Source organism: Streptomyces sp. NPDC050997 (assembly GCF_040660135.1).
In the GTDB taxonomy this organism is placed as follows: Bacteria; Actinomycetota; Actinomycetes; order Streptomycetales; family Streptomycetaceae; genus Streptomyces.
The window spans coordinates 162579-177446 of record NZ_JBFAGK010000011.1; the positions used below are offsets into that span (position 1 = coordinate 162579).

Genomic DNA, 14868 nt, shown 5'->3' on the forward strand with positions numbered 1-14868 from the left:
CCCGACACCGGAGCGCGGACATCCATCGCCCCCGGCGACAGACACAGGCACAGGCACAAGCACAGGCACAGGCACAAGCGAGCAGCGGGCAACGTCACGAGCGGCGGCCCCGCCGGAAGAGAACCTCACTCCTCCGGCGGAAAAACCGGCTCCCCGCTCCCCAGCAGCGTGATCATGATCGCTTCCACCGGGCAGCCCTCCGCCGCCGCGAGGATCTTCTCGTTGGCGTCGGCTTCCGCTCGGACGGGGCGGGACTGGCGGCCCGCGTCGAGGCGGAAGCCGTCGGGGGCGTGGTGGAGGCAGCTCGCGGAGCCGATGCACAGGGAGCGGTCGACCTCGATCTGCCAGCGGTCGCCCGCCCCCACGCTCGACTTCGCTCGCGCGGGAGGTGCCCCCATCGGTCAGCCCTCCCAGCCCGCCGGGAGGTGGATCATCTTGTGCTCCAGGTACTCCCCGTAGCCCTCCGGCCCGAACTCCCGTCCCAGCCCGGAGTTCTTGTAGCCGCCGAACGGGCCGAGCATGTCGAGGCTGAAGGTGTTCACCGAGTACGTTCCGGTACGGACCTGTCGGGCGATCTCGATGCCGTGCTCGACGTCCGCCGTCCACACGCTGCCGCTGAGGCCGTAGTCGGAGTCGTTCGCGATCTTCAGCGCCTCGGACTCGTCGCCATAGGGCAGCAGACAGATCACCGGGCCGAAGATCTCCTCGCGGGCGATCCGCATCGAGTTGTCGACGTCGCCGAAGAGGGTCGGTTCGACGTACCAGCCCCTGTCCTGGCCCGGCGGACGCCCGCCGCCGATGAGGATCTTCGCGCCCTCCTCCTGGCCGATACGGATGTAGTCGAGGTTGCGTCGCTGCTGGCGCTCGGCCACCAGCGGGCCCACCTGTGTCGTCGGGTCCAGCGGGTCGCCGACCACCAGCGCGCCGGCCGCCGCCGCGAGGGCCTCGGCGAACTCGTCGTAGCGCGACCGGGGCAGCAGGATGCGGGTCTGCGCCACGCACGCCTGCCCGTTGTTCATCCAGGCCGCCGGGACGATCCCCGCCACGGCCGTCTCCACGTCCGCGTCCGGCAGCACCACCGCCGCCGACTTGCCGCCCAACTCCAGTGTCACGCGGGTGAGATGGCGGGAGGCGACCTCCATGACCCGTCGGCCGGCGGCCACCGAGCCGGTGAAGGAGACCTTGTCCACGCCCGGGTGCCCGACCAGGTACTCGCTGACCTCGCGGTCCGCCGGGAGAACGGAGAGCACACCCTCCGGCAGCCCGGCCTCACGGGTGATCTCGGCGAGCAGATAGGCGTCCAGCGGCGACTCGGGCGACGGCTTGAGCACCACCGTGCAGCCGGTGAGCAGCGCGGGCGCGAGCTTGGCGGCGGCCACGAACTGCGGGACGTTCCAAGGGGCCACGGCGGCCACCACTCCCACCGGCTCGCGCCGGACGAGGATGCGGCCGAGCACGCCGTCGCGTGTCTCCTCGTAGGTGAAGTTCCGCGCGACCGTGATCGCCGAGTCCCACACCATCATCGCGCCGAGCGCCTGGGCGAGGACGCTCCAGGAGTACGGCGACCCGTTCTCGGAGGAGATCACCCGGGCGATCTCCTCGTGCCGCACGGCGATGGCGTCCTTGATCCGGGTGACCACCTCGATCCGCTCGTCCAGCGACATCCTCGGCCAGGGACCCTCGTCGAAGGCCGCGCGCGCGACGGCCACCGCCCGGTCCACGTCCGCCGTCGAGGCGTGCGGCACGCGTCCGATGACCTCTTCCGTGTGCGGGGAGATCACCTCGATGACGTCCGCGCCCAGGGGGTCGGTCAACTCCCCGCCGATGAACAGCTGTCCGTGTTCCACGAGCTCGGTCATGGCGACTGCCTCCCCGGAGCGGCTTTCTCTGACGGTTCATCAGATAGGGAACTGATACCAGTTCCACTCGGAGGAGTCCACGGGCGGGACACGGGCGGGACACGGGCGGGACAGGCACGAGAAGGTCGTCCCGGGCTCCCATCGAAACGCGTTCTAGTTATACTCGGCCTCCCATGGCCGGAACACGGCGATCACGCGGCGATTGGGGAGCCCATGGCGCAGGTGAACGACCACGGCGGCGGCGTCCGGTCCCTCAGGGTCCCCATCCCGGACAACCCCCTCGGCCACACCCTGGTGTACGTCGTCGACACCGACCGCGGCCCGGTACTGATCGACACCGGCTGGGACGACCCGGCCTCCTGGGACGCCCTCGCGGACGGGCTGACCGCCTGCGGCACCTCCCCCGACGAGATCCACGGCGTGGTGATCACCCACCACCACCCCGACCACCACGGCCTGTCCGGCCGGGTGCGCGAGGCGTCCGGCGCGTGGATCGCGATGCACGCGGCGGACGGCGCGATCGTACGGCGGACCCGATCGACCCGCCCCGAACGCTGGTTCACCTACATGACGACGAAGCTCGAAGCCGCCGGCGCCCCCGAGAACCACGTGGCGCCCCTGCGCACCGCACGCCACCGCCCGTTGCCCGGGCTGGCCCCCGCGCTGCCCGACCGGGAGATCGTCCCCGGCGAACTCCTCGACCTCCCGGGCCGCAGGCTGCGCGCGATCTGGACCCCGGGCCACACCCCGGGCCATGTCTGCCTGCACCTGGAGGAGGAGCATCCCGCCCGACTCCCGGGCCACGGCCGCCTGTTCTCCGGCGACCACCTGCTCCCCGAGATCACCCCGCACATCGGCCTGTACGAGGATCCCGACGACGCCACTGTCACCGACCCCCTCGGCGACTACCTCGACTCCCTGGAGCGCGTCGGCCGCCTCGCCCCCGCCGAGGTGCTCCCGGCCCACCAGCACGTCTTCACCGACGCGGCGTCCCGCGTACGGGAGTTGCTCACCCACCACGAGGACCGCCTCACCGGCCTGCTGACCCTCCTGGCCGAGCCCCTCACCCCCTGGCAGCTCGCCGAGCACATGGAGTGGAACCGCCCCTGGGAGCAGATCCCCTACGGCTCCAGGAACATCGCCGTCTCGGAGGCCGAGGCACATCTGCGCCGACTGGTGAAGCTGGGCCGGGCGGAGGCGGTCCCGGGGACCGAGCCGGTGACGTACGTGGCCGTGTGAGTACGTGCCCTGAGGTGCGACACCTCGCGTCCGTAGTGCTTCGTCACCCCCGGGCGGCCCCCGTAGGGCGTTTCCTACGGGCCGGTAGAGTAGCCAGGTCGTCATCACGCCCGTACGGGGGGAAGCCGGTGTAAATCCGGCGCTGGCCCGCAACCGTGAGCCGCCGTCGAAAGCGGCGAGCCGGATTGCCCCGTACGGACGTGACCGGCTCACGTGCACCGGCGACCGGCCGGTGTGCGGCACCGTCGAGGTATACGGAGCCGAGCCGCCGGGGTGTCCCGTGCTGTTTGACTCCCCTCAGGGAGAGGCACCCGCCGATCATGAACGTCCGCCGCAACGCCTCGGTTCTGGCCGCCGCCACCGCCGTGATCGGCGCCGTCACCGCGCCCGCCGTCGCAGCCGGCCCGTCCCCGTCCGCGAAACCCGCGCTCCCCTCCGGGCTCTACGGCAGCACCGACCCGACGTACGACGGCGTCTGGCGTCAGTCCCTCGCGCTGCTCGCCCAGCACACCGTGGGCGTGCGGCCCGCCGCTTCGGCGGTGGACTGGCTGACCGGGCAGCAGTGCGCGAACGGCGCCTTCGCGCCCTTCCGCGCGGACGTCTCCAAGGCGTGCGACGCCAAGGTCATGGTCGACACCAACAACACGGCCGCCGCTGTCCAGGCCCTCACCGCGCTCGGCGGCCACCAGGCCGCCACCGGCAAGGCCGTCGCCTGGCTGAAGTCGGCGCAGAACACGGACGGCGGCTGGGGCTACACACCCGGCGGCGCCAGCGACACGAACTCGACGTCCGTCGTCGTCGGCGCGCTGACCGCCGTAGGGGAGAAGCCCGCGCAGGTCAGGAAGGGCGGTCGGTCGCCGTACGACGCCCTGATGAAGCTGGCGTTGCCGTGCAAGGGCGCCGGTACCGGTGCCAGTGCCGGTGCCTTCGCCTTCCAGCCCGACAAGAAGGGCACGTTGGCGGCCAACGCGGACGCCACGGCGGCAGGTGTCGTGGGCGCGCTCGGAAAGGGACTGGTGGTCGAGCCCGCCGCGCGGGACGAGGCCGCCGCCTGCTCGGACTCCGGCTCGCTCGCCCCGCGGCAGGCCGCCGCCAACGGCGCCGCCTACCTCACCAAGGCGCTCGCGAAGGACGACCACCTCATGTCCGCCCTCCCCGGCGCCACCGACCAGCCCGACTTCGGCAACACCGCCGACGCCGTCGTCGCCCTCGCCGCGCAGGGCGGGGCCGGGCGGGCCGCCGGGCCCCTGAAGTGGCTGGAGCGGAACTCGTCGGCGTGGGCGAAGCAGAGCGGGCCGGCCGCCTACGCCCAACTGGTCTTCGCCGCGCACGCGACCGGCACGGATCCGCGTGACTTCGGCGGCACGGACCTGGTGAGGCAGCTCAACGCGACGGGGCCCGCCCCGCGGACGGCGACCGCGCGGTCCGGCGAGTCCGGCGAGAGCGCCGAGTCCGCCAAGGGCGACGACTCGGACAGCGGGAACATCTGGTGGATCGTCGGCGCGGGTCTCGCCGCCGGAGCGGGCATCGGCTTCCTCATCAGCGGCCGCAACAAGAGGAAGCGGCCGTGACCCGCCGCCGTGCCGGCACGTTGTTCGTGACCGTCCTGTTCCTCCTGGTGGGGGCCATGGGCCAGGCGCAGGCCGCCGGTTACCGTTACTGGTCCTTCTGGGACCGCGACGGCGACCAGTGGGCGTACGCGACCCAGGGCCCCTCCACCGCCCGCCCCTCCGACAAGGACGTCCAGGGCTTCCGCTTCGCGGTGAGCGAGGACTCCGGCGACGCGGCACAGCCGCGCGGCACGGCGGACTTCGGCACGATCTGCGCGGACTCGCCCGCGCGCGCCGGCAAGAAGAGGGTGGCCCTGGTCATCGACTTCGGCACGGGGACGGACGCCCCGTCCGGCGAGAGCCCGCCGACGCGACGAACGGCATGCGCCGTCGTCTCCCCCGACGCCACGACGGCCGAGGCCCTGGCCTCGGTCGCCAAACCCCTGCGCTACGACACCAACGCCCTGCTGTGCGCGATCTCGGGCTACCCGAGGACGGGATGCGGGGAGCAGGTGGCGACGGGAGGGACGCCGGGGGCCACGGCCGAGGAGCAGACCCCCAAGGACGAGAAGGGCTCGGCGGGCGGGGGGCCTTCCGTGGGCCTGTTCGCGGGGGTGGCCGTTGTCGCCGTACTGGGCGCGGCGGCGATGTGGCAGGCGAGGCGGCGCGGGGAGCGGCGCGGGGATGCGTCGTAGCCGCGAGTGGTCCGGCCGCCGGTACCAGCGCCGGGCGGTGCTGCACCCCGGTGCCTGGTGGCTGTGGGCCCTGGGCCTCGGCACCGCCGCCACCCGCACCACCAACCCGCTCCTGCTGGCCCTCCTCATCGCCACCTCCGCCTACGTCGTGGCCGCCCGCCGCCCCGACACCCCCACCGCGCACTCCTACTCCGCGTTCGCCAAGCTCGCCGTGGCCGTCCTGCTCATCCGCCTCCTCTTCGCCGTGGTCCTCGGCTCCCCCATCCCCGGCTCGCACGTGATCGTCACCCTCCCCGAAGTCCCCCTCCCCTACTGGGCGCAGGGCATCCGCCTCGGCGGCAGGGTCACCGCCGAGGGGCTCCTCTTCGCGCTCTACGACGGTCTGAAGCTGGCCGCGCTCCTCATCTGCGTCGGCGCGGCGAACACGCTGGCGAACCCGGCCCGGCTGCTCAAGTCCCTGCCGGGCGCCCTGTACGAGATGGGCGTGACCGTGGTCGTCGCCCTCACCTTCGCCCCGAACCTCATCGCCGACGTCCAGCGGCTGCGCGCCGCCCGCCGCCTGCGCGGCCGCCCGGACAAGGGCGTCCGCGGCCTCCTGCACGTGGGGCTTCCGGTGCTGGAGGGCGCCCTCGAACGCTCCGTCTCCCTCGCCGCCGCGATGGACTCCCGCGGTTACGGCCGTACCGCCGACGTCCCCGCCCCCGTCCGCCGTACGACCGCCGCCCTCACCCTCGGCGGCCTGCTCGGCGTCTGCGCGGGAACGTACGGTCTGCTGACCGCGGAAGGCGGCGCCTACGGTCTGCCGGTCCTGCTCGCCGGGCTCGCCGCCGCCCTGGCCGGTCTGCACCTCGGCGGCCGGCGTTCCCCGCGCACCCGTTACCGCCCCGACCGGTGGGACGTCCGCGCCTGGCTGGTCGCCGGGTCCGGTGTCGCCGTCGCCGTCCTGCTGACCCTCGCCTCCTCCCACGACCCCGAGGCGCTGCACCCCGGCGTGGTCCCCCTCGTCACCCCCGCCCTCCCCGTGTGGCCCGCGGCGGCCGTCCTCCTCGGCCTCCTCCCCGCCTTCGTCGCACCGGCCCCCGCTTCCGCTGTCGCTCCCGCGTCCTCGCCCGGTTTCCGGCCCAGGTCCTCGCCCGAGTCCTCACTCAAGTCCTCACTCAAGTCCTCACTCAAGGAACCGTCGTGATCCGCTTCGAGAACGTCTCCGTGACGTACGACGGCGCCACCGAACCCACCGTCCGGGACGTCGACTTCGAGGTGCCGGAAGGCGAACTCGTGCTCCTCGTCGGCCCGTCCGGCGTGGGCAAGTCCACCCTTCTGGGCGCGGTCAGTGGACTCGTCCCGCACTTCACCGGGGGCACCCTGCGCGGCCGGGTCACCGTCGCCGGCCGGGACACCCGCACGCACAAGCCGCGCGAACTCGCCGATGTGGTCGGGACCGTCGGCCAGGACCCGCTCTCGCACTTCGTCACGGACACCGTCGAGGACGAACTCGCGTACGGCATGGAGTCGTTGGGCCTCGCCCCGGACGTGATGCGCCGCCGCGTCGAGGAGACCCTCGACCTCCTGGGCCTCGCCGACCTGCGCGACCGACCCATCGCCACCCTCTCCGGGGGCCAGCAGCAGCGGGTCGCGATCGGCTCGGTCCTCACCCCGCACCCACGGGTCCTGGTCCTCGACGAGCCGACGTCCGCGCTCGACCCGGCGGCGGCCGAAGAGGTCCTCGCGGTGCTCCAGCGACTCGTGCACGACCTCGGCACGACGGTCCTCATGGCCGAGCACCGCCTGGAACGCGTCATCCAGTACGCCGACCAGGTCGCCCTCCTCCCGGCGCCCTCAGCCGCGCCGGTCCTCGGCACCCCGGCCGAGATCATGGCCGTATCGCCGGTGTACCCGCCAGTGGTGGGCCTCGGCCGCCTCGCGGACTGGTCCCCCCTGCCCCTGACGGTCCGGGACGCCCGGCGCCGGGCCGGTGACCTGCGGGAGCGGCTGACCGGACGGGAGGGAACCCACGACGAACCGGTCACCGGGCCCGGCCCCGACCCCGTCACGGGACCCGTCGCCGAACCGCTCCCGTCGCCCGCTCCCCACCCCGCCACCACAGCCACGACCACCGCCAACACCCCCGCCCCTGCCTCCCGCTGGCGCCTCCGCAAAAAGCCCCCGCCCATCCCTGCCACCACGGCCGGCAGGCCCACGGCCGACGTCCGCTCCCTCGCCGTCCGCCGCGACCGCGTCCAGGCCCTCCGTCACATCGACCTCACCGTCTCCCCCGGCGAGACCGTCGCCCTCATGGGCCGCAACGGCGCCGGGAAGTCCACGCTGCTCTCCGCGCTCGTCGGGCTGGTCGCGCCGGCCGCCGGATCCGTCCGGGTCGGCGGAGCCGTACCGCACCGGACACCCCCGCGTGACCTCGTACGCCGGGTGGGTCTCGTACCGCAGGAGCCCCGGGACCTGCTGTACGCCGACACGGTCGCCGCCGAGTGCGCGGCCGCCGACCGGGACGCGGGCGCCGCGGCGGGCACCTGCCGGGCGCTGGTGTCCGAGTTGCTGCCCGGCATCACCGACGACACCCACCCGCGTGACCTCTCCGAGGGGCAGCGACTCGCGCTCGCCCTGGCCGTGGTGCTGGCGGCCCGCCCTCCACTGCTGCTCCTCGACGAGCCGACCCGGGGCCTGGACTACGCGGCGAAGGCGCGCCTGGTCGCCGTTCTGCGGGGGCTGGCGGCCGAGGGGCACGCGATCGTGCTGGCCACGCACGATGTCGAGCTGGCCGCCGAACTGGCCCACCGGGTGGTCCTGTTGGCCGACGGCGAGGTGATCGCGGACGGGCCGACGGCGGACGTGGTGGTCGCGTCCCCGTCCTTCGCCCCGCAGGTCGCCAAGATCCTGGCGCCGCGGAAGTGGCTCACGGTGGCCCAGGTGCGAAAGGCCCTGTCATGACCGCCGCTCACGGCACCCGCCAGGCCCGCGCCGTCCGTCTCGGCCCCCGTTCCCTGCTCGCCCTCGCCCTGGTCAGCGCGGTCGGCGTGGTCGCTTTCTGCTGGCCGTTCCTCGCCCCGCCGACCTCCCAGGTCAGCGCGCACGCGCAGGACGCGCCCTGGCTCTTCGCGGGTCTGCTGGTCCTGCTGGTCGCCGTCGTCGCCGCGACGATCTCCGAGTCGGGGCTCGGCCCGAAGGCGGTGGCGATGCTCGGCGTGCTGGCGGCGACGGGGGCGGCGCTGCGGCCGATCGGGGCCGGGACGTCCGGTATCGAGCCGATGTTCTTCCTGATGGTGCTGAGCGGGCGGGTCCTCGGCCCCGGCTTCGGCTTCGTGCTCGGCTCCGTGACGATGTTCGCGTCGGCGCTGCTCACGGGCGGGGTGGGCCCGTGGATGCCGTTCCAGATGCTGGCGATGGGCTGGTTCACGATGGGTGCGGGCCTGCTGCCGGGTCCGGACCGTCTACGCGGCCGGCCGGAACTCGGTCTGCTGGCCGGGTACGGCTTCCTCGCCGCCTTCGCCTACGGCACGGTGATGAACCTGGCCGGCTGGCCGTTCATGCAGCAGAACGCGTCGAACATCGCCTTCGCCCCGGACGCGGCGGTGCCGGCCAACCTGGCCCGCTTCGTCGCCTACTGCCTGGCCACCTCGCTGGGCTGGGACCTGGGCCGGGCCCTGGTCACCGTCGTGCTGACCTTCCTGGTCGGCCCGGCGATCCTCCGCGCCCTGCGCCGCGCGACTCGCCGGGCGGCCTTCGAGACGCCGGTCACCTTCGACACGCCCGGTGCGTGAGCCGTCGTAGGTATGCCGCAGATCCGACCAGCCTCGTTGCAGAGCCTCCGCGCGAGTGTCCCGCGCCCGTGGTGGACTTGAGCGCACCCCGCCCGTCCAGCCGACCGGAGAGCGCATGAGCACAGTGGAGGAGCGCGGACTGCGTCTGGTACCCGTGCTGTTGGCGTTGACCGTGGTCAGCGGACTGATCGACGCGGTGAGTTATCTGGGGCTGGGGCACGTCTTCACCGCCAACATGACCGGCAACGTGGTGGTGCTGGGCTTCGCCGCCGCCGGAGCGCCGGGCTTCTCGGCGCCGCACACGCTGACGTCGTTGGGTTTCTTCGTGGTGGGCGCGGTGGTGGGCGGACGGATCGCCGTACGCCTCGGCGGTGGCTCCCGCCGCACCTGGGCGCGGCTCACCCTCGCCGCCGAGGCGGTCCTGCTGGGCGCGTCGGCCGCGGTCGCCTTCGCCGCCCCGGACGCCACGGCCACCGTCTACGCCCTGATCGCCGTCACCGCCTTCGCGATGGGCCTGCGCAACGCGACGGTCCGCAGGCTCGGCATCCCCGACCTCACGACAACGGTCCTGACGATGACCCTGACCGGCCTCGCCGCCGACTCCCGCGCGGGCGGCGGCCCCGGGACGCGCTCCCCCCGCCGTACGGCGTCGGTCGTCGCGATGCTCGCGGGCGCGGCACTCGGGGCGTGGCTGGTGGTCCACCACGGACTGGGGATTCCGCTGCTGGTGACGGCCGTGGTGGTGGGGGTGTTGGCGGTGGTGGCGTCCGGGCGGGAGTAGCCCCTGCCCGTCCTGCTCAGGGCACGAGGACGATCTTCCCGGCGGTCCGCGTCTCCTCCGACACCCGGGAACCGCCACGCCCGACTGGACGTTCCCGCGACATGCCCTCTGTGCTCATTCTCGGAGTCGACCCGCGCACCGTGCCCGGCATCGACGCGGACGCCATCCTCACCACCCTCGACCGGGAGTTGACCCGCTTCGCCGAACACGACATCGATGCGACCCTGACCATGATCACGCTGGACGGCTCGGCCGAGCCCACGATGATCACGGCCCTGTCCGAACGTCCCTGGGACGTGGTCGTCATCGGCGGCGGAATCCGCAAGCCGGAACCTCTCCTCCCGCTCTTCGAGCAGACCGTGAACCTGATCCGCCGCCATGCCCCGAAGGCGGCGATCGCGTTCAACACGAACGGGGGCGACAGCTTCGAGGCGGGGATGCGGTGGTTGTGAACCCCGGACGGACATTCGGTTCGCCGTCCACCATCGCCGTCCGCGACTCCGAACCCCGGCGGGGCCGGCTCTCACCCCCGGCCCCGCCGCGTTCAGCGCGTTCAGCGCGTTCAGCGCGTTCAGCGCGTTCAGCGCGTTCAGCGCGTTCAGCGCGTTCAGCGCGTTCAGCGCGTTCAGCGCGTTCGTGAAGTGGACGACTACAGCCGCTGGATGATCGTGCCGGTGGCCAGGCCGCCGCCCGCGCACATCGTGATCAGCGCGAACTCCTTGTCGGTGCGCTCCAGTTCGTGCAGGGCCGTCGTGATGAGGCGGGCTCCGGTGGCTCCCACCGGGTGGCCGAGCGCGATCGCGCCGCCGTTGACGTTGACCTTCGTGAGGCCCTGGTCGAAGACCTGGGCCCAGCTCAACACCACGGACGCGAAGGCCTCGTTGATCTCGACGAGGTCGATGTCCTTCAGGGACATGCCCGCCTTCCCCAGTACCGCGCGCGTGGCGTCGATGGGGCCGTCGAGGTGGAAGTGCGGGTCCGCTCCGACGAGGGCCTGGGCGACGATCCGGGCGCGGGGCCGCAGCTTCAGCGCCCGCGCCATCCGTTTCGACGCCCACAGGATCGCCGCCGCGCCGTCGCTGATCTGCGAGGAGTTGCCCGCCGTGTGGATGGCCTTCGGCATGATCGGCTTCAACCCCGCCAGCGCCTCCATCGACGTGTCACGCAGGCCCTCGTCGCGGTCGACGAGCCGCCACATGCCCTGGCCGGTGCGCTGTTCGTCCTCGGTGGTCGGCACCTGGACCGCGAACGTCTCCCGTTTGAAGCGTTCCTCGGACCAGGCGGCGGCCGCCCGCTCCTGGGACACGAGCCCGAGGGAGTCGACGTTCTCCCTCGTCAGTCCGCGGTGTCGCGCGATCCGTTCCGCCGCCTCGAACTGGTTGGGCAGGTCCACGTTCCACTCGTCGGGGAACGGCTTCCCCGGCCCGTGCTTCGATCCGGACCCCAGCGGCACCCGCGACATCGACTCGACGCCGCACGAGATGCCGACGTCGATGACCCCGGCCGCGACCATGTTGGCGACCATGTGCGAGGCCTGCTGCGAGGAGCCACACTGGCAGTCGACCGTCGTCGCGGCCGTCTCGTAGGGCAGGCCGACGGTCAGCCAGGCGGTGCGCGCGGGGTTCATGGACTGTTCGCCGGCGTGGGTGACCGTGCCGCCGACGACCTGTTCGACCGCGTCGGCGGGGATGCCGGTGCGGCCGAGGAGTTCACGGTAGGTCTCGCCCAGGAGATAGGCGGGGTGCAGATTGGCGAGCGCGCCGCCGCGCCTGCCGATGGGGGTGCGTACAGCCTCGACGATCACGGGTTCCGCGGCCATGGGGAGTTCCTCTCCTCCGGTACCCGCGCGGCGCGGGGGCGTCCCGGCCCGGCCCGCCACGCGGAACTAGTACGTGTTCTAGTTCCACCTGCAGTCTGCTGACCGGCCGCCCGCAACCGCAAGGGTCGTGCAGGCAATTCGGCGCGCCGCGCCTCTTGCTACTTATAGAACCCGTTACTACCTTCACGGCGACCTCATTCCTGATGGACCGTCAGAACTCACGCGGCCAAGAACCTCAGCCGGAGTCGCCCATGCCCTGTCCAGCTTTCCCCGACGGGTTCGACTTCACCGATCCCGACCTGCTGCAACACCGCGTCCCCCTCCCGGAGTTCGCCGAGCTGCGCCGGGCCGAACCGGTCCGCTGGATCCCCCAGGCGAGCAACCTCGCCGGGTTCCAGGACGAGGGATACTGGGCCGTGACGCGGCACGCGGACGTCAAGTACGTCTCCACGCACCCGGAGATCTTCTCCTCGTACCTCAACACGGCGATCATCCGCTTCAACGAACACATCGAGCGGGACTCGATCGACGTCCAGCGGCTGATCCTGCTCAACATGGACCCGCCGGAGCACACCCGGGTCCGGCAGATCGTGCAGCGGGTGTTCACACCGAGGGCCATCCGCGCGCTGGAGGACAACCTGCGCTCCCGTGCCGAAGCGATCGCGGCGAGCGCCCGTGCCCACTCCGGCTCCTTCGACTTCGTCACCCAGGTCGCCTGCGAACTGCCCCTCCAAGCCATCGCCGAGCTCATCGGCATCCCGCAGGACGACCGGGCCAAGATCTTCGACTGGTCCAACAAGATGATCTCGTACGACGATCCGGAGTACGCGATCACCGAGGAGGTCGGCGCGGAGTCGGCCACCGAGATCATCGCGTACGCCATGAACATGGCCGCCGATCGCAAGCAGTGCCCGGCGAAGGACATCGTGACGACGATGGTCGCGGCGGAGGACGAAGGCAACCTCAGCTCGGACGAGTTCGGGTTCTTCGTGCTGATGCTGGCCGTGGCGGGGAACGAGACCACCCGCAACGCCATCACCCACGGCATGCACGCCTTCCTCACCCATCCCGAGCAGTGGGAGCTGTACAAGAGGGAGCGGCCGGCGACGACGGCCGAGGAGATCGTGCGGTGGGCGACTCCCGTCAACTCCTTCCAGCGCACCGCCACCCAGGACACCGAACTGGGCGGCAAGCAGATCAAGAAGGGTGACCGGGTGGGGTTGTTCTACGCCTCCGCCAACCACGACCCCGACGTCTTCGAGAACCCGGACGCCTTCGACATCACCCGCGATCCCAATCCGCACCTCGGGTTCGGGGGCGGGGGCCCGCACTACTGCCTGGGCAAGTCCCTCGCCGTCCTGGAGATCGACCTCATCTTCAACGCGATCGCCGACGCCATGCCGACCCTGAAACCCACGGGCGATCCGCGTCGGCTGCGGTCGGCGTGGATCAACGGGGTGAAGGAGCTCCGGGTCAGCACGGGTTGACGTACACCCCGGGTACTCGGGCCGACGGCTTCCCGGCGCCGTCGGCCCGTCCGTGTCGGGCGGGCCCGGGGCCGGCGGTGCCCGGGGGCTAGCAGTGCCCGGGGCGGGCGTAGACGAGGGCCTGCGCGCCGAGTAGCGGGACGCGCTCGCAGAGCTCGAAGTCCTCCCTCAGGACCTGCCGTTTGACCTTCTCCCCGGGGAAGGGGTCGAGCGGTTGCCCCGGCGGGTCGGTGAGGGCGATGACACGGTCCGACTCCAGGATGCGGCGGCGGATCTCGGCGACGGGGAGTTCGGTGCCCTGGAGGGTGTGCGAGGACGCCGGTGACGCGGCGAGGGCGAGATCGTCGAGACGGTCGTAGACCCTGGGGTACGACAGCAGCCACTCGCGGCGACGGGCGGGCATGAACAGGACGCCGTCGCCCTGGCGCGCGGTCCGTTCCACGGCGCGGGCGACCGCGACGACGTCGTCCTTACGGCTCTCCGGCGCGCGCACCAGCGACGACCACGGCAGCAGGACGGCGACCGCCGCGCCCGCCAGCACACCCGCGGCCAGCGCGCGGGGTACGGGGGCGAGCCGGTGCCGCTGTCCGAGGGCCCATGACAGCGCGGCCCCGGCCGGCAACGCCAGCCCGGTCATGCCGTACAGCACGTACCGGTCGACGTACCAGGGCTTGACGAGCGAGATCAGCATCAGCAGGCCGGCCGGCGCGATCAGCAGCGGGAGGGCGAGGCGGGCGAGGGCCTCGCCGGAACCCGCGCGTACCAGGAGCAGGCACAGCAGCGTGCCCGCCGCCGAGAGTCCCAGGAACAGCAGCCACGCGCTCGGACTCGGGCGGCCGAGCCAGCCCAGCTGCCGCTCCGCCTGTCCGGCGCTCGCCACCGCCGGCGGCAGCACGCTCACCGCGACGCAGGCCGCCGCGATCCCCCATCTCCGCCACACCCGACGGGGCACCCGCGACCGCCACAGCGTCAGCGCGTGGGCCACCAGTGCCGCCACCGCGAACTCGTGCAGCCAGCAGGCGAGAGCGAGAGTGAGGGCGTACGCGGTCCACCAGCGGGCGCGGGAGTCGGCCACGGCCCGGACGAAGAAGTACGTCGCCCAGGTCACACCCGCCGTGACCAGCGCGTACGAGCGGCCCTCCTGGGCGTACTGCTGGGTGATCGGGAGCACCGCGAAGACCAGGCCCGCCAGGGTGCCGGAGCGGCGGCCCGCCAGCCGCGCGCCGATCGCGCCGACTCCCGCCGCCGCCAGCGCCGTCGCCAGGGCCGAGGGGAGCCTGAGGGCGAGCAGGCCGCCGCCGTCCCAGACGGCGAACACGGCGTGCATGAGGAGGTAGTACAGGCCGTGGACGGCGTCGATGTGGCCCAGCAGGCCCCACAGGTCGCCGAGCGAGCGGTGGGCCACCTGGTAGGTGACCGACTCGTCGCGCCACATGCTGTTCTGACGGTCGATGCCCCACAGGCCCAGGGCGAGGGAGACCAGCGCGGGGACCACGACCGGCACCGATCGCGTGACGCGGCGGCCGGCCCGCCGTGCCGTGCCGGAGGCCGCGGGCGGGGGGCCGCCGTCGCCCGCGAGGGATCCCGCGGTGTCCAGGTGCTGAGTGATGACGTCCTCCAGAGAAGTGGCGGGCTGGTCACCGGCCACCCGCACGGTCGGCGATC

The 14868-nt window shown here is 72.6% G+C and carries 13 protein-coding genes and 1 riboswitch; of the genes, 9 read left to right on the top strand and 4 right to left on the bottom strand.

Annotated elements, in window-relative coordinates; translation table 11 throughout:
- Positions 1 to 125: 125 nt before the first annotated feature.
- Complete coding sequence (locus AB0H86_RS25140) at positions 126 to 398, bottom strand: ferredoxin (protein WP_362442876.1); 273 nt, start codon at positions 396 to 398, stop codon at positions 126 to 128.
- 3 nt (positions 399 to 401) lie between these two features.
- Entirely contained in the window at positions 402 to 1859 is a 1458-nt protein-coding gene (locus AB0H86_RS25145) for an aldehyde dehydrogenase (RefSeq protein ID WP_362442879.1), read from the bottom strand.
- 213 nt (positions 1860 to 2072) lie between these two features.
- Here AB0H86_RS25145 and AB0H86_RS25150 point away from each other — a divergent pair, with 213 nt between their 5' ends.
- The 8 genes from AB0H86_RS25150 (at position 2073) to AB0H86_RS25185 (ending at position 10349) form a co-directional block, all read left to right on the top strand.
- Positions 2073 to 3098, top strand: a complete 1026-nt coding sequence (locus AB0H86_RS25150) for an MBL fold metallo-hydrolase (RefSeq protein ID WP_362442882.1) — start codon at positions 2073 to 2075, stop codon at positions 3096 to 3098.
- Positions 3099 to 3188: 90 nt separating this feature from the next.
- A riboswitch (cobalamin riboswitch) is annotated at positions 3189 to 3308 on the top strand.
- A 110-nt stretch (positions 3309 to 3418) separates the two neighbouring features.
- Positions 3419 to 4669 carry a prenyltransferase/squalene oxidase repeat-containing protein gene (locus AB0H86_RS25155; RefSeq protein ID WP_362442885.1) on the top strand — a complete coding sequence of 417 codons (1251 nt, stop codon included), beginning with the start codon at positions 3419 to 3421 and terminating at the stop codon, positions 4667 to 4669.
- A 56-nt stretch (positions 4670 to 4725) separates the two neighbouring features.
- Positions 4726 to 5343 carry an SCO2322 family protein gene (locus AB0H86_RS25160; RefSeq protein WP_362443222.1) on the top strand — a complete coding sequence of 206 codons (618 nt, stop codon included), beginning with the start codon at positions 4726 to 4728 and terminating at the stop codon, positions 5341 to 5343.
- On the top strand, positions 5333 to 6529 hold the full coding sequence (locus AB0H86_RS25165) for an energy-coupling factor transporter transmembrane component T (protein WP_362442888.1): 1197 nt from the start codon (positions 5333 to 5335) through the stop codon (positions 6527 to 6529). Before AB0H86_RS25160 ends, AB0H86_RS25165 begins: the two co-directional genes overlap by 11 nt.
- Positions 6526 to 8286 carry an ATP-binding cassette domain-containing protein gene (locus AB0H86_RS25170; RefSeq protein ID WP_362442891.1) on the top strand — a complete coding sequence of 587 codons (1761 nt, stop codon included), beginning with the start codon at positions 6526 to 6528 and terminating at the stop codon, positions 8284 to 8286. The genes AB0H86_RS25165 and AB0H86_RS25170 overlap by 4 nt, the downstream gene beginning before the upstream one ends.
- Positions 8283 to 9116, top strand: a complete 834-nt coding sequence (locus AB0H86_RS25175; protein WP_362442893.1) for an ECF transporter S component — start codon at positions 8283 to 8285, stop codon at positions 9114 to 9116. Before AB0H86_RS25170 ends, AB0H86_RS25175 begins: the two co-directional genes overlap by 4 nt.
- 115 nt (positions 9117 to 9231) lie before the next feature.
- Positions 9232 to 9897: a YoaK family protein gene (locus tag AB0H86_RS25180; RefSeq protein WP_362442896.1), complete on the top strand. Its 666-nt coding sequence runs from the start codon at positions 9232 to 9234 to the stop codon at positions 9895 to 9897.
- Positions 9898 to 9998: 101 nt separating this feature from the next.
- Complete coding sequence (locus AB0H86_RS25185; protein ID WP_362442899.1) at positions 9999 to 10349, top strand: hypothetical protein; 351 nt, start codon at positions 9999 to 10001, stop codon at positions 10347 to 10349.
- 197 nt (positions 10350 to 10546) lie between these two features.
- Here the strand turns inward: AB0H86_RS25185 and AB0H86_RS25190 are convergent, their stop codons facing one another.
- Positions 10547 to 11716 carry a steroid 3-ketoacyl-CoA thiolase gene (locus AB0H86_RS25190; RefSeq protein ID WP_362442902.1) on the bottom strand — a complete coding sequence of 390 codons (1170 nt, stop codon included), beginning with the start codon at positions 11714 to 11716 and terminating at the stop codon, positions 10547 to 10549.
- Between the two features lie 251 nt (positions 11717 to 11967).
- Between AB0H86_RS25190 and AB0H86_RS25195 the strand changes: the two genes are divergently transcribed.
- Positions 11968 to 13203, top strand: coding sequence for a cytochrome P450 (locus AB0H86_RS25195; protein WP_362442905.1), 1236 nt, complete (start codon positions 11968 to 11970; stop codon positions 13201 to 13203).
- Between the two features lie 88 nt (positions 13204 to 13291).
- Here AB0H86_RS25195 and AB0H86_RS25200 read toward each other — a convergent pair whose 3' ends face one another.
- Complete coding sequence (locus AB0H86_RS25200) at positions 13292 to 14857, bottom strand: glycosyltransferase family 39 protein (RefSeq protein ID WP_362442908.1); 1566 nt, start codon at positions 14855 to 14857, stop codon at positions 13292 to 13294.
- Positions 14858 to 14868 lie beyond the last annotated feature (11 nt).